Source organism: Intrasporangium zincisolvens (genome assembly GCF_034724055.1).
Taxonomy (GTDB): Bacteria; Actinomycetota; Actinomycetes; order Actinomycetales; family Dermatophilaceae; genus Monashia; species Monashia zincisolvens.
This window is the reverse complement of the sequence record NZ_JAWIIL010000004.1, coordinates 384,973-402,432: the sequence shown is the minus strand read 5'-3', so window position 1 is coordinate 402,432 and position 17,460 is coordinate 384,973. Positions and strand designations below refer to the sequence as shown.

At 69.5% G+C, this 17,460-nt stretch carries 21 protein-coding genes and 1 other RNA gene; 8 read left to right on the top strand and 14 right to left on the bottom strand.

What is annotated here, in order from left to right:
• Positions 1–28 precede the first annotated feature (28 nt).
• Positions 29–856 carry a hypothetical protein gene (locus RY076_RS14175; RefSeq protein WP_323099165.1) on the bottom strand — a complete coding sequence of 276 codons (828 nt, stop codon included), beginning with the start codon at positions 854–856 and terminating at the stop codon, positions 29–31.
• Positions 857–1,116: 260 nt separating this feature from the next.
• Here RY076_RS14175 and RY076_RS14170 point away from each other — a divergent pair, with 260 nt between their 5' ends.
• On the top strand, positions 1,117–1,446 hold the full coding sequence (locus tag RY076_RS14170; RefSeq protein WP_323099164.1) for an STAS domain-containing protein: 330 nt from the start codon (positions 1,117–1,119) through the stop codon (positions 1,444–1,446).
• A gap of 97 nt (positions 1,447–1,543) precedes the next feature.
• Here RY076_RS14170 and RY076_RS14165 read toward each other — a convergent pair whose 3' ends face one another.
• The gene (locus tag RY076_RS14165) at positions 1,544–1,957 is read right to left on the bottom strand and encodes an ATP-binding protein (RefSeq protein ID WP_323099162.1); all 414 of its coding nucleotides are present in this window, start codon (positions 1,955–1,957) and stop codon (positions 1,544–1,546) included.
• Positions 1,958–2,024: 67 nt separating this feature from the next.
• Here RY076_RS14165 and RY076_RS14160 point away from each other — a divergent pair, with 67 nt between their 5' ends.
• Together RY076_RS14160 and rnpB are read left to right on the top strand one after the other, a co-directional pair.
• Entirely contained in the window at positions 2,025–3,824 is a 1,800-nt protein-coding gene (locus RY076_RS14160) for a GAF domain-containing SpoIIE family protein phosphatase (protein ID WP_323099161.1), read from the top strand.
• Positions 3,825–3,885: 61 nt separating this feature from the next.
• Positions 3,886–4,281: RNase P RNA component class A (gene rnpB / locus RY076_RS14155), an RNA gene on the top strand.
• A 320-nt stretch (positions 4,282–4,601) separates the two neighbouring features.
• Here the strand turns inward: rnpB and RY076_RS14150 are convergent.
• The 6 genes from RY076_RS14150 to RY076_RS14125 all read right to left on the bottom strand — a co-directional run bounded on the left by RY076_RS14150 (position 4,602) and on the right by RY076_RS14125 (position 8,292).
• Complete coding sequence (locus tag RY076_RS14150; RefSeq protein ID WP_323099158.1) at positions 4,602–4,922, bottom strand: hypothetical protein; 321 nt, start codon at positions 4,920–4,922, stop codon at positions 4,602–4,604.
• Positions 4,923–5,388: 466 nt separating this feature from the next.
• The gene (locus RY076_RS14145) at positions 5,389–5,889 is read right to left on the bottom strand and encodes a hypothetical protein (RefSeq protein WP_323099157.1); all 501 of its coding nucleotides are present in this window, start codon (positions 5,887–5,889) and stop codon (positions 5,389–5,391) included.
• Positions 5,886–6,350, bottom strand: a complete 465-nt coding sequence (locus tag RY076_RS14140) for a NucA/NucB deoxyribonuclease domain-containing protein (protein ID WP_323099153.1) — start codon at positions 6,348–6,350, stop codon at positions 5,886–5,888. Before RY076_RS14140 ends, RY076_RS14145 begins: the two co-directional genes overlap by 4 nt.
• Positions 6,351–6,444: 94 nt before the next feature.
• Complete coding sequence (locus tag RY076_RS14135; protein ID WP_323099150.1) at positions 6,445–7,263, bottom strand: hypothetical protein; 819 nt, start codon at positions 7,261–7,263, stop codon at positions 6,445–6,447.
• 245 nt (positions 7,264–7,508) lie between these two features.
• Positions 7,509–7,814: an NIPSNAP family protein gene (locus tag RY076_RS14130; protein ID WP_323099147.1), complete on the bottom strand. Its 306-nt coding sequence runs from the start codon at positions 7,812–7,814 to the stop codon at positions 7,509–7,511.
• On the bottom strand, positions 7,804–8,292 hold the full coding sequence (locus RY076_RS14125; RefSeq protein WP_323099145.1) for a YybH family protein: 489 nt from the start codon (positions 8,290–8,292) through the stop codon (positions 7,804–7,806). Before RY076_RS14125 ends, RY076_RS14130 begins: the two co-directional genes overlap by 11 nt.
• 64 nt (positions 8,293–8,356) lie before the next feature.
• On the opposite strand from RY076_RS14125, the gene RY076_RS14120 reads away from it, so the two are divergent.
• The 3 genes from RY076_RS14120 to RY076_RS14110 all read left to right on the top strand — a co-directional run bounded on the left by RY076_RS14120 (position 8,357) and on the right by RY076_RS14110 (position 12,142).
• Positions 8,357–8,980, top strand: coding sequence for a TetR/AcrR family transcriptional regulator (locus RY076_RS14120; protein WP_323099142.1), 624 nt, complete (start codon positions 8,357–8,359; stop codon positions 8,978–8,980).
• Between the two features lie 428 nt (positions 8,981–9,408).
• Positions 9,409–11,655 carry a molybdopterin cofactor-binding domain-containing protein gene (locus RY076_RS14115; protein WP_323099140.1) on the top strand — a complete coding sequence of 749 codons (2,247 nt, stop codon included), beginning with the start codon at positions 9,409–9,411 and terminating at the stop codon, positions 11,653–11,655.
• Between the two features lie 10 nt (positions 11,656–11,665).
• Positions 11,666–12,142 carry a (2Fe-2S)-binding protein gene (locus RY076_RS14110; protein ID WP_323099138.1) on the top strand — a complete coding sequence of 159 codons (477 nt, stop codon included), beginning with the start codon at positions 11,666–11,668 and terminating at the stop codon, positions 12,140–12,142.
• Positions 12,143–12,366: 224 nt separating this feature from the next.
• On the opposite strand, the gene RY076_RS14105 is transcribed toward RY076_RS14110, so the two are convergent.
• The 3 genes from RY076_RS14105 to RY076_RS14095 form a co-directional block, all read right to left on the bottom strand.
• Positions 12,367–12,816 carry a hypothetical protein gene (locus RY076_RS14105; protein WP_323099136.1) on the bottom strand — a complete coding sequence of 150 codons (450 nt, stop codon included), beginning with the start codon at positions 12,814–12,816 and terminating at the stop codon, positions 12,367–12,369.
• Positions 12,813–13,175, bottom strand: coding sequence for a hypothetical protein (locus tag RY076_RS14100; RefSeq protein ID WP_323099134.1), 363 nt, complete (start codon positions 13,173–13,175; stop codon positions 12,813–12,815). The genes RY076_RS14105 and RY076_RS14100 overlap by 4 nt, the downstream gene beginning before the upstream one ends.
• Positions 13,176–13,513: 338 nt before the next feature.
• Positions 13,514–13,762, bottom strand: coding sequence for a hypothetical protein (locus tag RY076_RS14095; protein ID WP_323099133.1), 249 nt, complete (start codon positions 13,760–13,762; stop codon positions 13,514–13,516).
• A gap of 271 nt (positions 13,763–14,033) precedes the next feature.
• On the opposite strand from RY076_RS14095, the gene RY076_RS14090 reads away from it, so the two are divergent.
• Positions 14,034–14,225: a hypothetical protein gene (locus RY076_RS14090; protein ID WP_323099130.1), complete on the top strand. Its 192-nt coding sequence runs from the start codon at positions 14,034–14,036 to the stop codon at positions 14,223–14,225.
• Here RY076_RS14090 and RY076_RS14085 read toward each other — a convergent pair.
• Positions 14,218–14,454, bottom strand: coding sequence for a hypothetical protein (locus tag RY076_RS14085; protein WP_323099129.1), 237 nt, complete (start codon positions 14,452–14,454; stop codon positions 14,218–14,220). The two genes, RY076_RS14090 and RY076_RS14085, sit on opposite strands and share 8 nt — an antisense overlap.
• 216 nt (positions 14,455–14,670) lie before the next feature.
• Positions 14,671–15,504, bottom strand: coding sequence for an oxidoreductase (locus RY076_RS14080; protein ID WP_323099127.1), 834 nt, complete (start codon positions 15,502–15,504; stop codon positions 14,671–14,673).
• 211 nt (positions 15,505–15,715) lie between these two features.
• Here RY076_RS14080 and RY076_RS14075 point away from each other — a divergent pair, with 211 nt between their 5' ends.
• Positions 15,716–16,708 (top strand): AraC family transcriptional regulator, encoded by a 993-nt coding sequence (locus tag RY076_RS14075; RefSeq protein WP_323099125.1) that lies wholly within the window; start codon positions 15,716–15,718, stop codon positions 16,706–16,708.
• Positions 16,709–16,735: 27 nt separating this feature from the next.
• Here RY076_RS14075 and RY076_RS14070 read toward each other — a convergent pair whose 3' ends face one another.
• Complete coding sequence (locus RY076_RS14070) at positions 16,736–17,434, bottom strand: hypothetical protein (protein WP_323099124.1); 699 nt, start codon at positions 17,432–17,434, stop codon at positions 16,736–16,738.
• Positions 17,435–17,460 lie beyond the last annotated feature (26 nt).

Genomic DNA, 17,460 nt, shown 5'->3' with positions numbered 1-17,460 from the left:
GGGCCGGGATGATGCGAGGCCGGACGCGTCAGGGCGTCGGCTGAACCGGGTTTGCCGGGTTGGCCGGCAGCGTGCCGGATGGCTGCGCGTCGGTGCCGCCCGCCGGTGCGGTCGGGGTGGACGTGCCGGTCGACGACGCGTCCGGCGTCGACGTGGCGGTCGAGCCGGCGGTGCCCGTCCCCGCGGCTCCGGCGGCGCCACCCGACGCGGGCGCGTCGGTGGTGGCCGCGGGTGCCGGTGTGCCCGTGGTGGGGCTCGTCGGCGTCTGGGCGGTGGACGCGTTCCGCGCGTCGGTGCCCGTGGAGCCGGACGTGCCCGACGCGTCGGAGCCGGGCGGCGCCTCGACGACGGGGGCGGCAGCGGCGCTGCGGCCGATCGTCGTGCCCGTCACCTGGGCGCCCGTGGTCAGCTGGACCCCGGTGAGGAAGGCGGCGGCGACCGCGAAGAGGGCGCCGGTGGTCGCGAGCAGGCGCCGCGCTCCGGTGCGGTCGGGCAGGCGCCACCAGTCGGGGCGGCGCGACTCGACGGCCCCCCGGTTGTACGCGCGGGCGAGCACGACGGCCTCACGCGCGCGGGCCATCGAGTTCGTGTAGAGGTTCGCGGCGACAGCGGTGATGACCGAACCGATGGCAGCGCCGGCGATCGTGCCGGGCAGGCCGAGCCGCGAGCCGAGGGCGGCCGCGGTGGCGGCGGCGAGGGAGCCGCCGAGGATCTGGGTCAGCGAGAGGTCGAGCAGGCGCGAGCGAGGGGAGTCGTCGTCGCGCGTCGCGAGCGGCAGCTCGGTCGTGCGGTCGGCGGCGAGCACCTGGGTGTCGTCGGCAGAGGGGCGGGTGGTCGGGGGAGCGGTCTGGGTCATCGTCCTCAGGGCTGGTCTCCGGTTGCGGGGCGGTCCACGTCCACGTTGACGAGAAGGGACGTGCGCACCGTCCCTCCCAAGGACGACGAGCGACGCGCCGGGATCGTTGACGTCTGTGGCGATCTGTGACTCGGGTCACACGCGGGCCTCACGCAGGGCCGGTTGCGGTCGTGGGCGGGAACACGGCCCCCGGAAACCGGTGACGGCGACAGGTTCGCGGGCCTACGGTGGGGATGGTCCGGGGGGAGTGGAGGATCCAGGTGGACGTCTCGGTCTCGAGTGCGGACGGCAGCAGCCTCGTGCGGCTGGCCGGGGAGGTCGACACCTACACCGTGCCCGACGTGCGCGCCGCATTCGACGCGGTCGCCCTCGCACCGGGCTCCACCGTCGTCGTCGACCTTCGCGACGTCACGTTCCTCGACTCCTCGGGTCTCGGCGCCGTCATCGGGCTCTACCACCGGGCCCGCGCGGCCGGAGCCACGCTGCGGCTCCTGTGCGACGGGGTGTCGTTGCGTCTCGTGCGCCTCACGAGGCTCGACCAGGTCATCGACGTCGACACGTCGCCGACGCCGGACCACGCCGTCCACTGAGGGCCGGGACCTACCCGGACACGCGTCTGGCCGCGGACGGGGTCCGCACTCGGCCCACCTGACGCCAGCGCGCAGCCCGCACGCGGCCCGCAGGCGCCTAGCGAGCGGGCCGGCGACTCGGGAGATCGACGTGCAGCCGCACCGTCGTGCGTTCGGGCGTCGACTCGATGACGAGACGGTCGGTCAGGCACTCGGCGATCCACAGGCCACGCCCGCTGAGGGCCTCGTGACCGGCCTCGCGCACCATCGGCGTCGAGCCGGTGCCGTCGGAGTCCTCGACGGTGAACACGAGCGACTCGTCGACCGCGTCGATGCGCAGGTGACCGTGCCCGCCGCCGTGGACGATGCTGTTCACGGCGACCTCGTGCACCGCCATCTCGGCATCGCCGACGCGGTCCGGGACCCGGTCCTCGGTGATCGACCGTACGACCTCGCGGACCCGGCGCAGGTCGTCCGGGCCGAAGTCGAGGCGGGCGAGCTCGGTGTCGCCGTCCACCGTCGGCGTGGTCACCCCTCCATGGTGGCACTCCGTCGTCCGTATCGGGGACGACGACGCGGCCAACTGCCAAGATGTGCGCATGAGCGCGACGGAGCCAGGTGCCGGCGGCGGCACAACAGCCGTCGCGCCACGCATCGCCGCCCTCGCGCGCATCGTCGCCGACCTCGCGTCCGCGACGACGATGGACGACCTCACCGAGATCGTCACCGAGCGCGCGTCGGGGGTCATCGGCGCCTCGCGCGCGATGGTCGCGCTGCGCGACGGTCCCGACCGCCTGCGGACCGTCGGCACGCACGGGATGAGTCGCAGGCTGGCCCGCCAGTGGGCCGTCTTCGACCTGGCCCAGCCCACCCCGATGACCGACGCCGTGCGGCTCGACCGCACCGTCGTCGTCGAGAGCCGGGCCGACATGCTCGCCCGCTACCCAGACGTCGAGGACGACGGCACCGAACGCTCGAACATCACCCTGCCGCTCGTGTCACGCCCGACGGGGGACGTCGTGGGTGCCGTCGCCTTCCGCTTCGACGGGCGCGTCGGGCCACCCGACGCCGAGGAGGTCGCGGTGCTCGGGGTGCTCGCGGACATGTGCGCCCAGACGATCCTGAGGCTTCGGGCCGAGGAGGAGAGCGCCGCGCGGGCCGCCCAGCTGGAGTTCCTCGCCGACGCCTCGCAGGCCCTCGCCGGCAGCCTCGACTACCGAGAGACCCTGCGCCAGGTCGCCTCGCTGGCCGTGCCGACCCATGCCGACTGGTGCTCGGTGCAGCTCATCGACGACGGCGTCCTGCGCACGCTTGCCGTGGCCCACGTCGACCCTGCCAAGGTGGCCCTCGCCAAGGAGCTCGAGACGCGCTGGCCGCCCGACCTCGAACGACCCGGTGGCGTCTCGGAGGTCGTCCGGTCCGGCACGAGCCTGCTCGTCGAGACCGTGACCGACGAGATGCTCGTGGCGTCGGCGCGCGACGAGGAGCACCTGCGCATCGCTCGCGAGCTGGGCCTGCAGAGTGCGATGTCGGTACCGCTGATCGCTAGGGATCGGGTGCTCGGCGTGCTGACGTTCGTGGCCGCAGAGTCCGGTCGCCGGTACACGCCCGAGGACATCGTCTTCGCCGAGGACCTGGCCCGGCGCGCGGGCGTGGCCATCGACAACGCCGACCTTTACTCGCAGACCCGCCGCACCGCCGCCGTGTTGCAGGCGACGCTGCTGCCGCAGGAGCTGCCCGACGTTGAAGGCTGGGGGTTCGGCGCGGTGTACCGCCAGGCCGGCCGCACCGACATCGGCGGCGACTACTACGACGTCGCAGCCCTGGAGGACCAGCGACTCGTCGCCGTCGTGGGCGACGTCATGGGACGCGGCGTCGACGCAGCGCTGGGCGGCTCGCGGATGCGCTCTGCGGTCCGCGTGCTCGCCACCCAGCACCCCGAGCCGGACGCCCTCGCCCGCGCCGTCGACCGGCTCATGGCGGTCGAGGCGCCGACGCCGATGGCTTCGGCCGTGTACGTGCTCTTCGACCCGGCCGCCGACACGTTGTCGATGACCGTCGCCGGTCACCCGCCGCCCCTGCTGATCCGTGGCGGGGAGGGCCGCTACATCGAGGACGGCTCGCCGCTGCACGGCCTCGGCACGGTTCCCCGCCCTGTCGTCACCCTGCCCTTCGGCGTCGGTGACGTGCTGCTCCTCTACACCGACGGCCTCGTCGAGCGTCGCGGGGAAGGCATCGACATCGGCCTGGAGCGGCTGCGGGGCACCGCCGAGCAGCACTTCCGCGACATCGCGGCCGACGCCGACCTCGACGATCTCCTCGACGCCCTCGTCGATGCCGTGACCGACCCGGAACGACACGACGACGTCGCGCTCGTCGGCTTCCGACGCGTCGCCTGACGCCGGCGGGCCTGTGCTGGTTGGGGCCCGACGCGTCGGGGCCCCTATGCTGGTGCGCGGATGAGTCGGCCAGGCGGTCGCGTCAGGGCTTCGGCCCTGCCGAGGAACGTCCGGGCTCCGAAGGGCAGGGTGGTGGCCAACAGCCACCCGGGGTGACCCGCGGGACAGTGCCACAGAGAACAGACCGCCGGAGGCCTCGGCCCCCGGTAAGGGTGAAACGGTGGTGTAAGAGACCACCAGCGCTCCAGGTGACTGGAGCGGCTCGGTAAACCCCACCCGGAGCAAGTCCAGACAGCGCACGATCGACGCCCTCGGGCGTCGGGAGACCGGCCCGGTCGAGTGTGCGGGTAGGACGCTCGAGCCGGCCAGCAATGGTCGGCCTAGATGGATGGCCGCCACCGCGGATGCCGGTAACGGCGCCGCGGGACAGAACCCGGCGTACCGGCCGACTCATCCACTTTCAGCTGTCGGCATGGGCGCCCTGTTGGCGCCGTCAGCCCTCGCCGCCGTCCCTCCCACCGGGCCCCACACCGCCGCCAGACGAACGACCGCGGACAGCAAGAGCGGGACGGCGGTGTTTCAGCGAACTGCGGACGTTTCTACGGCGCCGCGCCATGTTCTCCACACGGATACGCACGAGCCTGCGTCGCACCTACGGTGTGATCGTGCGCCTGCTACGTCTGGCGACCGGGTACCCAGCGCAGGACCCTCGTGCCTGCCTCGAACGGGTTGCTGTCGTGTCGGTGTTCCTGAGTAGCCCGGCAGCACCCCGGCGCCTCAGGCGGTTACGCGCCCGACGGTGATCGCCGCACTGAGCTGCCGGGCGAAGGTGGTGGCCTGATTGGCGCAGTCGGCGGGACGGCACCGGTGGAAACTGACCATGAGCCAACGCTGCCGGTCCTGGGCGATCAGCGTGGTGGCCCCGTTCTGGACCGCCTTGGGCTGGCCGTGGAGCAGTTTCACGAGTGGGTCACCTGGGCCCGGGCGCTGGTAGGCGTCGTAGTACGTCTGGACGAGCGTGTCGGGGTCTGACGGCCACCACGGGGACTTGGCGTCGCCATGTCGACGGTTGCTGTAGCGGGCCAGCGTCACAGTCACGTCAGGACTTCCGGCGGCGCCAGCGGCCATACCCAGCTGTCGGCCGATCGTGTCCGGGAGGTGCCACGAGCACTCTGGGGCGGTTCGGTCGCTGTGCTGCAGCGCCGGCCCAGCGGTGATGGTCGCTGACCCGTCACCTCCGGCCCATGCGGCGACCTGTGAGCGGGGGATCGCTGCGCACGGGTCTGGGGGTAGTACCCCCACGGTGGAGGCTGGCGGCTCGGACGCGGCCGGCGCCGACGGAATGCGCGACGCCACGCCCGCGGAAGTTGTCGCGGATGCCGCCTCCGTCGTGAGGGCTGCCGGTCCGTCGACCGGGAACACTCCAGCGCCCGTGGTGACGTGCACGCCGGCTGCGGCGTCGCTCGGAGTCGGGATGGCGCCACAGCCGCAGAGCGCCCACGTGGTGACGGTCGCCGCGGCCAGCACGGCCATCTTGGTCCAGCGGGGGCAGGTGCGCGTGATGTCAGCGGTAGAGGTCAACGGTCCACTCCTCGGGACCCACCTGCTCGATGAGCTCATCGGTGTCGGCATCAAGGTGATCCTCCTGGATGCGTCGGGCAGCCGTCCCTCCGCGGGTTCGGACCCTGACGTGGCAGGTTCCGGTGGGGGCTGTGAAGTCATCCAGGCTCACCTGCGCCCCGGCGGAGGTGTTCAGCAGGAGACGTCCGGTGGGCAGCTCGAGTGTCGTCTCAAGCACGGTGGCGAGCGGTTCTCGGTCGGCGCCGGCAGATATGGGCCCTAGGCCAACGGCTGGTCCGAGCTCGTCCGCGGTACCGGCCCGGATGAGCAGTCGCAGCGGAACCAGCTCGGCGTGAACGTGGAGCCGCAGCTCGGACGCGCCGGCCCTGGCGGCGCCGCCCGGCGCAGGCAGTACCGCCATGATCGCGTGCTCACGCAACGCGCCGTCGAACAGGGTCAGGTGCCCGCCGCTGGCGCGAAGGACGACCTCGGTCGCGTGGCTCATTGCGGGTCCTTGCGCAGCTCGACCCAGAACGGGTCGCCGTCGGCGATGCGGAAGGTCTGGTAGAAGGCCCGCAGGTAGCTGCCAGCGGTGTCGTTGTCAGGCCCCGGGATTTCGCGCACGGAGAAGTCGAAGATGTTCGAGGCCGCACCCTGGTAGGTGGACGCGAACGGGTACTCGTCGCACTGCAGGTTCTGCTGGGCCGCGACCGCATAGTTGGGGTCGTACTGCTTGCATGCCCGCTGGGACTTGTTCCGGTTCGCGTCGATCGACTTCTGCTCCACCGCGCGGCTGAGCACGTTGCCGGAGCTGCGCAGGCCGGGGATGAGCTTCGACTTGGCCGGCGGAATGGTCGTGTTCGGGAAGTAGAGCGCGTCGTTGATGTGCTCCACGGAGAAGAAGACGTTCGGGTCGTTGAAGTCGATGCGCCTGAACGTGTCCTTGTAGGGGTTGGGAACACACACCCGGTCGTGTTGGTCAGGCCGCGAGCCCAATCGCATCGCACCTCCCCCTGCCCGAACGTGATTCCGGTGCCGCCGACGACCTCGAGGAACGTGCTCACGTTGTACAAGGCGAGCTGTCCGGCCCTGCCCCGAACCCGTCCGTCGCGGGCGTGGTGGACGAGAACGTCGCATTGGATTGAGAAGCGACCCAATCGGCCACCGTCATCGTGAAGCCCTGTGGGGTGTCGCTGACGCAGGAGGTCGCGGCGGCGCCCGGGGTGCAGCTGGTGGTGATGCGCACCGGCAGGGTCAGCACGACCTCGGGCTGCGGACCCGTTGGCTCGCCCCACTTGAACAGGTGGTAGATCTGCACGGATCGCGGGTCCTGCCCAGGCGTCATCGTGTACCCAATGGTCGTTATCGTCACCGGGATCCAAGAGATCTCCTCATAGACGCCCATGTTGATGACGTAGAAGAGGATTCGCGTCTTCACACCGCCGCACGTGTACAGGTGCGAGTGCGGGTTGAGGCGGGCACCGTAGCTGCTGGGGTCATCCATGCACTCGTTGATGGCGGTCTTCTCGTAGTCCTGGACGGTCCACGAAGTGGGGGAGTCGGTGGCCAGGGCCGCTGCTGCACCAGGCGGCGTGGTGCGCGCTACCGCGTCCTTGGGGGCCGGGCCCACATCCTTGCCGGCCGATGAGGGCTGATGCTTCTCACCGGTGGGCAGGTGCGGGTGAGTCACGGTTCCCATGGACCGGCCGTCGCGGGTCGTGAGTGACCCGTTGGGTCCGATGGTCGGTGGGGCGCCGCTGCCGTCGTCCGGGACGATGGTGGCCCGGATCGGCGCGGGGCTCTCGGCGATCGCGGGTGGAGCGGTCAGCCCCAGAGCCAGCGCGGAGACAGCGGTGAGAGCTAGGACGGTACGGCGCATGCGTTCCCCCTGTGGAACACGAAACGAGACCTGCTCTGGTGGAGTCACCATCGATCCAGTCACGGGGCTCGTCAAGCGGTTCGGCAAAACTCGCAGGTCTACGCAAGACGGTCGGTTGTGAGGACGTATGGGTGCTTGGTGTGCTCCTCCTCGAGAGACACTGGCCGTTCCGCCGGCGCGTGCGTCACTTCGCCGCGTTTCTGCACGCAGACCTGCGAGTGATCCTGAGTTCCATGGTCTTTCGCTCAAACACGGTCCCGGCTGATGGGGGCCACCCGGGTGATCTCGGCGGTCTGGACGAACGACGAGGGTTCCGGGTGCAGGGCGCCCCGCTCGGCGAGGGAGTGGTAGCGCTCCTCCGCCGCGTCGAAGCCGCCGGGGCCGTAGTACCCGATCACCCAGACGAACCGATTCTGTGGGCGGTCTACCCATGCACCCAGCAGCTGGAACCCGCACCGCTCACGGATTGGCATGATGCCTTCGCTCCAGCCGCGGATCCAGTCGTCGAGGAGGCCCGGGGCCGTGACGTAGTCCCGCAGCTCAATCTCCACCGCGACTCCCCTGGGTGGTCTGAGCCGGCGGAAGCGTGGCCCCAGGAGCCTTCAGCGCCGAGACAGCGGCCGCGTCTTCGCCAGCGATGCCATCACCGTGGCGGTGCACCACCTTCCACGTGCCGCCCTCCCGCCGGAAGATCGTGGTCACGCGCAGTGCGTACGGTGTGGGGTCGGCTCCGTTGATCGACGCGGTGGTGTGCTCGAGGGCCACTACGTAGGCCAGGTCGCCGGAGGCCTCAGCCGCGAGAATCTCGTTCCGATATGACGTGCAGTTCGAAAACTGCTGGCCCAGGGCCTCGAATACCGGACCGATCCGGTCCCAGCCCACCGCGTTCATCGCGGCACCGAACAGGGTGAGCGGCGTGGTTCGCGACCACATGGCCGCGCGACCCGTCGCGTCCCCGTTGTGGAGGGCGAGCTCGACCTCGTCGAGCTGTGGCCTGATCGCCGTCAGGAACTCCTCGGTCCGATTCACTGGTCGACACTCCCATCGAATAGGCGTGGCACCTATTTGAATAGATCCCAGTATCATTCCGACCGTGACCACCGTCAAGAGGCGCAGCTACCACTCGAAGATCCGGCGCGGCGACGCCCCTGGGCTGGTGTGTGCCGCAGCACGCGAACTCTTTTCGACCCGCGGCTACCTGGCCACCACCATCGATGACATCGCTGCAGCGGCCGGCGTGGCCCGCCCGACGGTCTTCAACGCCGTCGGGTCCAAGCCCGCGGTCCTCAAGGCGGTGATCGACCGTGCCATGGCCGGAGACGATGCACCTGTGACCGTCGCCGACCGATCCTGGTACCTCGAGGCGATCAACGAACCCGACCCTGAGCGCGCCATCACCCTGCACGCAAGGAACATAGCCATGATCGTGGGTCGGGTGGCTGCCCTGCTCCGCGCGTTGGAGACGGCCGCCGCCGTGGACACGGATGCCGCCACTCTGTGGGCCCAGACCAAGCGCCAGCGGCGCGAGGGCACCGCCGCGATCGCCGCAGACATCGCCTCCAAGACTGCACTGCGCCGCGAGGAGAAGGAGCTAGCCGACCTGCTGTTCACGCTCCCCCCCGACGCCTACTACCGCCTGGTCACCGAGGAGGGCTGGTCGGCCCAGCGCTTCGAGACGTGGCTGGCCGACCTGCTGCACCGCACCTTCGTTGCCTAGGAGCAGCGTGACCTCCACATGATGCGTCTATTCGCCGCCTGCCGAGCGCGTCACGTGCGGCACGGCAAGACGTCCTTCTGCGCCCAGGGGAGTGCCTCAGTGCAGCAGGCGTGAGATTGCCTCGCTTCATTCGCTCGAGAATCGTGACGGGAAATCACCTGTACGGGCCGGTCCGTCCAGCTGCCGTGACGTTCCGCATCCCCTGCTCGTTGGGGCAGGGCAATCCGGAGGCGCCTTTGTGGCGAACCACGGACGCGCCCCCACGTGCAGCTCGCCACCACCCCGGCACTCCGGCCGCACGTGGTCCTTCCGAGATGGGACCTCTGTCGATGACGACAACCTCTGGCCAGTCGCACGCCGAGAGCAGCGGACGAGCATCGGACCCACCAGCACGCGGGGTCTCCCGCAGGAGGTTCATCGGATTCGTCGTGGCGGGTGCCACGCTCACCGTCGCAGCCGAGGTCGGAGGAGCCGAGGAGGCCGCCGCGGCGGTCCCGAGCTCCCCGCAGGTGCCAGAGCTCTACGACCTCGGCGACCTGCAGACCCACGCGGCGCTGCCGACCTCCCAGCTCATCCGCATCACCGTCGACGACACGGGCACCGCCCACTTCGCCATTCCCCGCATGGAGGTGGGGCAGGGCATCACGACGGCCGCCGCCATGATCATCGCCGAGGAGCTGGCGATGCACGTCGAGGATGTCCGAGTCACGCTCGCCCCCGCTCGTCCCGAGTTGGTCTTCAACCAGCTCACCGGCGGCTCCAACACGATGCAGTCGATGTTCACGCCTATCCGGGTCGCGGCCGCCATCGCCAAGGGAGCCCTCCTGCGCGCCGCCGCAACGGCTCTCGGTGCAACGGTGTCGTCACTCGTGGCCAAGGGCGGCGTCGTGACGGCCCCCGACGGCAGCCACCGGACGTACGCCGAGCTGTCGGTTCTCGCGGCCACGTCCACGACGACGGCCGTCGACGTCGAGCTCGCCCCGACCACTTCGTTCGAGGTGGTCGGCACCCCACGGAACCGGGTCGACGCGCTCGACGCCGTGACCGGCCGCAAGCAGTTCACGATGGACCTCGACGTGCCCGACGCGCTGCCGACGATGGTCTGCCGACCCCCGACGCTCAACGGCTCGCCACGCAGCGTCGACAACCTCGTGGCCGTGCAGGGGATGCCCGGCGTCACCGACGTCGTCGTCGTCGACACCGGCGTCGCGGTGCGGGCCGAGACCTTCGGCCAGTGCATCGACGCCGTGCGCGCGCTGCGCGTCACGTGGGCCGGCGGGCCGGTCGAGGGCGAGTCCGACGACTCGGTGCTCCGACGCCTCAAGGCCGCCGAGCTGCCGATGGCCGTGCCCAAGGTGCCGCTGCTGACCCAGACCGTCGACATGCGCTTCGAGTTCATGTTCCGCAGCAGCGCTGCGCTCGAGCCGAACTGCGCCATCGCCGACGTCCGCGACGACCGGGCCACCGTCTGGGCCGGCCTCAAGGCGCCGATCGTCGCCCAGCGCAACATCGCCAAGGCCGTCGGCCTCCCGATCGGCAAGGTCACCGTGAACGTCGTCACCGGCGGAGGGTCCTTCGGGCACAAGCTCTTCGGTGACGCCGCCATCGAGGCCGCCAAGATCTCCAAGGCGATGGGCAAGCCCGTCAAGCTCATGTGGCACCGGGCCGACGAGCCCCGACAGGGCCGGACGCACCCGATGGCCACCTCGAGGATTCGGGCGACGCTGCTCGCCGGGGAGGTGCTGACCTTCGAGCAGCGGCACACGAGCATCAAGACCGACTTCTCGCACGGCCTCGGCGAACGGCTGACGGCCCTCGCGTCGGAGCTGCCCGCCGGGCTGGGCAACCTCGGTCTCGCCGAGTCGATCTTCACCCTGACCCAGGAGCTGCCCTACAACTTCGGGGTCGTGACCCAGCTGCTCGACGAGGTCGACATGGGCTTCAACACCGGCAGCATGCGCAACATCTACTCACCCGACGTCGCCTGCGCCAACGAGCTCTTCATCGACCAGCTCGCGAAGAGGCTGGGCAAGGACCCCCTCGCCTTCCGCCTCAGCTTCCTGCGCAACGAGCGCGTCAAGGCCTGCCTGCGCAAGGTCGCCGAGGCCGGCCAGTGGGGTCGGTCCATGCAGGCCGGCACAGCGCAGGGCATCGCGATCCACTCGGAGTACAAGGGCGCCACGGCGGTCCTCGTCGAGATCGACTGCCGGCCCGAGACGGTGAACCGGCAGGTCCGGGACGCGGTCACCGGCCCGCGGGTCACGAAGGCCGTCATCGCCATCGATGCCGGCCTCGTCGTCAACCCACGCGGCCTCGAGGCGCAGATGATGGGCGGGGTGTCCGATGGCATCGCGCTCGCGCTGACGAGCAGCAACCACCTCCAGGACGGTCACTTCCTCGAGGCGAGCTGGGACAACTACTTCTACACGCGCCAGTGGAACGTGCCACCGAGCTTCGAATGCATCGTCATGCCCTCCGACGCGCAGCTGCCCGGTGGCGCAGGGGAGGCCGGCGTCGCGGCCACGGTCGCAGCCACGGCCTGCGCGTACGCCCGGGCGACCGGCACCGTCCCGACACGGTTCCCGATCAACCACGGCACCGTGTCGTTCACCCCCAAGACCTTCGTCCCCCCGGTGCCGGCGTCGCCCACCGACGGCCTGGCCCACACCTACTGAGGAGCACCCGATGGCACAGCACACCTTCAGGGTCAACGGCGAGCCCGTCACCGTCGACGTCGCCGACGACGTCCGGCTCCTCTGGGTCCTGCGCGACGTGCTCGGCATCACCGGACCCAAGTACGGCTGCGGGATCAACGTCTGCAAAGCCTGCACGTCGCACATCAACGGCAAGGCGTTCAACCCCTGCTCGGTCCAGGTCAAGGACATCGGCCCCGACGACGAGATCACGACGATCGAAGGCCTGCCCGACACCGTCGGCGCCGACCTTCACCCGATGCAGGAGGCCTGGCTCGATCGAGACGTGGCCCAGTGCGGCTACTGCCAGCCCGGGCAGATCATGGCGGCGGTCGCACTCGTCCGCAAGGTCCGGGCCGAGGGCCGCCAGATCACCGACGCCGACCTCGACGGGATCCGCAACGTGTGCCGGTGCGGCACGTACACCCGCATCCGGGAGGCGGTCCGGGACGGCGCCAAGCGTATGTAGCCCAGCGACCAGGCCCCGACGACCCACAAGGTCCGACGAGCGGCAGAGTCAGACGACCGCAGCCGTCCTCCACCTGCGTCAGTTCGCCGCGAGGCGACCCACCAGTACACGCGATGGGAGCTTCAGCATCGCCGCTACTGCTGCCGCAGCCGAAGCAACGGCCATCCCAGCCGGCCAAGCGTCATCGCCCGATCTGTGTTGGGTCTCGGACGGAGCAGCGCCGATCAAGTTGAGGCGGTTCCAAACGTGGCGTAAACAACGGCACCCGCTACCACCATGCCGGCAGCAAGCAAGACAATGGCGACCCAGCTCGCGATCCGCTTGGTCCATACCGCGTTTTTGATGCTTGCTCTTGCCTGCTCAACGGTCTCGACCCTCTTGAGGCTGACTCCGGCGGCCTTGCCGATCATCGCTACGACTACCGCCAGCGCCAGAATGATGAACGGGGTAAGAGTCACGGCAGGTGACTGCGCGTCCTTCGGGGTCACCAGTGCGATTGCGGCTCCGTACGCCGTCGCGATGGAGAAGGAAGCGGTCAGGATGGTGCCGCATGCGTCGTCCGACGCCTCGATGGCCTTGCTGATCGCATCTGGGAACGCTTTGACGTAGACCTGCTCGTCGAACTGCAGCGGCCGCAGGGACACCGCGGGCTTGCCTGGATCTTCAGTACTCATGACCCGGTGACCCACGTATGCCCGCAGGAACAGGTGACTATCACGCCGGAATTTGCCGGTACATGCGACTCGATCTCGCGAACCTGATCTTGGAGATCCGCAGCACTTCCAATGCTTCGAAACGGGTTATCGCGGGGACTCTGCGCCCGCAGAGAGTCGAGGACAAGGTCGATCACTTCGTCGTACCGTTCCCCGGACATCCACTCGAGCTCGTCAACGAACCTCGGTTCGAAGCCGCGAAGGGAGGCTTCAGCAACGGACGCGGTCACAACGGAGAGCTGGCCGTCCGTCACGAGCAGGACTCTGTCCGGGTAACTACAGACGCCGTTGTCCCCGGCGGGGCAGTCGGTCTGCGCCATGCGAACACCTCATCCGGTACGAACTTCGGTCCGTCAGATCGACGGTAGCGGGCTATGAGTCCACACATGCGTGTTTTATGCAGCCACACGAGCTGCAGGGGAGACCTCGGGCGCCGCACGACGCCCGAACACGACTGGCACGCATCAGCACATTCGGTCGACCAAGGGCCCGTCCGAGCCAGTGTCGAGGGGTTTGGGGCCCGCGCCACTTCGCCGCGATGCGCCCTTCTTGAGCCGTGGCGATGCCAGGCCTGTCGGGTCGTCGCTGCCGATCCGTTGGTAGACGGCACCTGAGGGTTGTCCACGCCCTCACGCGATCCACGGCAGATTGTGGAGGCCTAGTTGAAAGAGTCCCCCCAGAGCGGACTAGAAACCCACGACTCCTGGTCGGGCGCGTAGACGGAATCCGCGGCATTGACCCAGTCCCAGGAGTCGGTCGTGTGGACCGCGCCCTTGGCGACGAGCACCGTTGAGGGGCTCGTTGTCCTGCCGGAGTAGATCTCAGTGTCGCCGTCGACAATGACGATCTCGTACTCGGCCAGCATCTGACCGAACGGCCAGGTGCGCCGCTCACGGACTCGCCTCATCTTGATAGCCAAGGCATCTGCCATGCTTCAGAGGCTTCCACAAGTCTCGAGCAGAAGTGCTGGACCGCTACCGCCCGCTATCTGGCCTGGCCCGCGAGACAACGAACCCCGCAGCGGGACCTGCACCAGCGTTACTTCGCCGCGAGGCGCGCCTTCTCATCCAGAGCAATGGGAATCGTCGTCCGGCTCGTCCTCAAGGCCTTGCGGCGAGCAGAATCTGCCAGTCCTCAGGGGCCACGACGACCAGGGCTCGAACAGGCCACCGCTCGGCATGGCAGGGAATGACGGCGATCTGGAGGACGCGACCCGAGGAGCCGCCGAGCAACTGCAGCGCACGGCGACGCGGGCCAGGGCGCTGGGCGTGTCGCTGCCCACCTTCGAGGAGCCGGCAGATGTGCTGGTGCAGCCCCGATTGCCATTCCCGAAAGACGCGCGCCCAGACGTGCAACAGGGGCTCACCTGAAGCCGGGATCGTCGCTCATTCCACGGCTCGCGTAGTACCTGCGCCTGGCCACCTCTTCCAACGCGCGCGCACGAGATGCCTCTTCGACCAGTTCCTTGTCCGGGCGCTGTCGCAACATGCGATCCGTCGGGAGGAACAGCCGTTCGAGCACCTCGTCGTAGGCCACGCGCGCGGATATCCACGCGTCGAGCAGCTCGTTCTCATCGTCGTGCGCCTGCTCGTCGTCCATGCACAACCAACGCGCGTTAGACCGGTCAGGTCACGCGGATCCCGGCACGTCGACCGCTGGATGGGAGGCGATAGCTCACAACTCTTACCGAGCAGGGCCCTCAGCTGTTCTTTGTGGCGTCAGGTCTGGCCCTGACCCGGTGCAGGCGCGCGGCGTGGCGCAGCACTCCGCCGCCAGCCGACCTTCCCATGCGCGTCACGTGCGTGGACGTCGACATCATGAGGTGGGAACGCCAACAACTTTGCGCATCATGGCGTCGTAGGTGCGGTCGGGCAGAAGGGCGTGGGCGGTGATCATGGGCTTGGCGCCGAAGCCGACGGCGTAGCGGGTTCGTGGACGTCGGGCGGTGACGGCGCGACGGATGGTGCGCCCGATGAGCTCGGGAGGGGAGGAGCGTCGGGCGTTGGACTCCGATGCGAGGGAGTCGGCGACGGCGTTTCCCTGGGCTGCGTAGGGGCCGGTGCCGGAGACGGCGCGGACCTTGTCGGCCGCGATGCCGCTCCACTCGGTGTGGACGCCGCCGGGCTCGATGACGACGACGTCGATGCCGAACGGGGCGACCTCCATCCGGAGGCAGTCGCTGATCGCCTCGAGGGCGTACTTCGTCGCGTGGTACCAGCCGCCGAGTGGTGTGGTGATCTTGCCGCCCATCGAGGTGACGTTGACGATCGTCCCCGAGTGCTGGGCGCGCATCTGGGGCAGGACCAGCTGGGTGAGCCGGACGGCGCCGAAGACGTTGACCTCCATCTGGGCCCGGGCCTCGTCCATCGGGACGTCCTCGAGCGCGCCGTACGAGCCGTAGCCGGCGTTGTTGACGAGGACGTCGAGACGGCCCTGCTCGGCGAGGATGCGATCGACACCCGCCTGCATGGAGGCGTCGTCGGTGACGTCCATCGCGAGGGCGTGGACGCCGATCTCGGTCAGAGGCTGCATCCGCTCGACGCGGCGCGCGGCCGCGTAGACGGTCATGCCGGCAGCGACGAGCTCACGGGCGGTGGCCTCGCCGATGCCTGACGAGCCTCCGGTGACGAGTGCGACTCGGGTGGTCATGAGGTGCTCCTGTCTTGGGTGATCGGGTCGCCTTCGACGGTAGGGCGCGTCTAGTTGTTGCTGGATTCCGATCGCGCCTCGTCACATGCAGGTCGCGCCACGTTGAGCGTCCTGGTGCATCAACGCACTACTCCTGGTTCCCGGCGCGATGGGCGAGTTCAATGGCGTGATCTGCAGGTGCTGCGCTGGCTCACCGCCCTACGGTGCTGTGATGACGGCAACGCGGTTCTCTCTCGACCCCGGATTCAAGGTGTTCGTCAGCGACCTACGGATCTCGTGGCATCGGGTCCTACGGCGCGCCGGCCTGCCCGACGCGACCGCTGGGCGATCGGCTGCTCTGCTGACTCCTGCCGAGTACTTCGCCCTGTGGTCCGCGCTGGAGGCCGAGGCCGGGCAGCGCGACCTGGCCGTCGACGTGGGCCAGGCCATCTCGCCCGAGGCGTTCAGCCCACCGATCCTCGCGGCCCTCGCCAGTCCGAACCTCGCCGTCGCCGCCGACCGGGTGGCGACCTACAAGCCGCTCGTGGGTCCGCTGGCCCTCGACGTCGACCAGACCGACGAGACGCTCGTCATCCGGTACGTGTGGCCGGGTGCCCTGGCCCCGCCACCCCTGCTGACCATCTCCGAGCTCGTCTTCTGGGTGGCGTTGGCCCGGACCGCCACGCGCCACCACGTTCGGCCCTCACGTGTGACGGTGCCGCATCTCCCACGCGACGTGGGCGGTGTCGAGGCCTATCTCGGTGCTCGGGTCCGACGAGGGCGCGAACACGCGGTGACGTTCTCAGCGGCAGACGCGCGTCGCCCCTTCCTCACGGAGAACGAGATGCTGTGGAGGGTCCTGGCACCCGACTTGCGCACCCGCCTGGCCGATCTCGACGCGAGCGCCACCGTCGCAGCGCGCGTGCGGTCCGTCCTCCACGAGACCTTGCCCGCCGGGGACCCCTCGATCAGTGCCGTGACACACCGGCTGTCCACGAGCCCCCGCACGCTGCAACGGCAGCTGCGAGAGGAGGGGACCACCTACCAGTCCGTCCTCGCCACCACGCGCGAGTACCTCGCCCGCCAGTACCTCGACCGACCTGACCTCCGGCCGCACGACATCGCCTACCTCCTCGGCTACGACGACACGAACTCCTTTTACCGGGCCTTCCGCTCGTGGACCGGCACCACACCCGACGCGGTGCGTGCGGCCAAGGCAGGATGACTCGCTCGCGCTCTCAACTCCCGACATTCACTGGGCATTCGCGACCCGACGCGGAAACTCCACCAGGGCCTGTCCGGCGATGCGCGCCATCATCCAGCAGTCAACCGCGGCGCCAGCGCCCCCGCCCAGGAGCGGCGCACCGCGGCCGAGGGTCCAGAAGAGCCGCTTGTTCACGCGCCGCAGCAGGCGGAAGAAGATGGCCTTGTTGACGAGCATCAATGCGCCCGGCGGCATTCGGCGCAGCCCGATCCGCGACAGCGTGCCGGCTCCGAAGCCTTCCTTGGCAAGCACCTCGTCCGAGCGCGAGGCGACGAGGGTCAGCAGCACCGCGGTGCGCACCTCCGGCTGGCGCAGGTCGTAGCCTCGGACTACCGCGATGGCCCCGACCATGCGCGTGGCGATGACGTAGAACTCCGCAAGATTCATCGGGAGCGCGACGGGCAGCGTCACGTAGCCGCCGACGCCCGTGAAGAAACCACCCACGGCGCCGAGAGCTAGGTGATCGCGCACCAGCGCCTCGATGGCCTCCTCGGAATCTTCGGAATCACGCACCGCGGCCTCGGCGACCTGGACCGCCGACCGGATCGGTTCGAGACCTTCGAGCGCGATGTCAAGCACGACTCGGCCAATCGGCCCGGGATGCTCGCGACCAGCGGCCCCCAGCGCCGACGGCGTGCGCCGCTCCGTGTCACCGGGACTGGGCCTCAGCGACTCCAGCCAACCCATGCACTCGAGTCTGACAGAACCGGGGA

What these genes read in the sequence shown, in the direction of transcription:
- RY076_RS14080 (WP_323099127.1), bottom strand. Translation starts at nt 15,504, where the DNA reads ATGACCACCCGAGTCGCACTCGTCACCGGAGGCTCGTCAGGCATCGGC.
- RY076_RS14135 (WP_323099150.1), bottom strand. Translation starts at nt 7,263, where the DNA reads ATGCGCCGTACCGTCCTAGCTCTCACCGCTGTCTCCGCGCTGGCTCTG.
- RY076_RS14095 (WP_323099133.1), bottom strand. Translation starts at nt 13,762, where the DNA reads ATGAGGCGAGTCCGTGAGCGGCGCACCTGGCCGTTCGGTCAGATGCTG.
- RY076_RS14085 (WP_323099129.1), bottom strand. Translation starts at nt 14,454, where the DNA reads ATGGACGACGAGCAGGCGCACGACGATGAGAACGAGCTGCTCGACGCG.
- RY076_RS14075 (WP_323099125.1), top strand. Translation starts at nt 15,716, where the DNA reads ATGACGGCAACGCGGTTCTCTCTCGACCCCGGATTCAAGGTGTTCGTC.
- RY076_RS14160 (WP_323099161.1), top strand. Translation starts at nt 2,025, where the DNA reads ATGAGCGCGACGGAGCCAGGTGCCGGCGGCGGCACAACAGCCGTCGCG.
- RY076_RS14105 (WP_323099136.1), bottom strand. Translation starts at nt 12,816, where the DNA reads ATGAGTACTGAAGATCCAGGCAAGCCCGCGGTGTCCCTGCGGCCGCTG.
- RY076_RS14145 (WP_323099157.1), bottom strand. Translation starts at nt 5,889, where the DNA reads ATGAGCCACGCGACCGAGGTCGTCCTTCGCGCCAGCGGCGGGCACCTG.
- RY076_RS14110 (WP_323099138.1), top strand. Translation starts at nt 11,666, where the DNA reads ATGGCACAGCACACCTTCAGGGTCAACGGCGAGCCCGTCACCGTCGAC.
- RY076_RS14175 (WP_323099165.1), bottom strand. Translation starts at nt 856, where the DNA reads ATGACCCAGACCGCTCCCCCGACCACCCGCCCCTCTGCCGACGACACC.
- RY076_RS14070 (WP_323099124.1), bottom strand. Translation starts at nt 17,434, where the DNA reads ATGGGTTGGCTGGAGTCGCTGAGGCCCAGTCCCGGTGACACGGAGCGG.
- RY076_RS14100 (WP_323099134.1), bottom strand. Translation starts at nt 13,175, where the DNA reads ATGGCGCAGACCGACTGCCCCGCCGGGGACAACGGCGTCTGTAGTTAC.
- RY076_RS14090 (WP_323099130.1), top strand. Translation starts at nt 14,034, where the DNA reads ATGGCAGGGAATGACGGCGATCTGGAGGACGCGACCCGAGGAGCCGCC.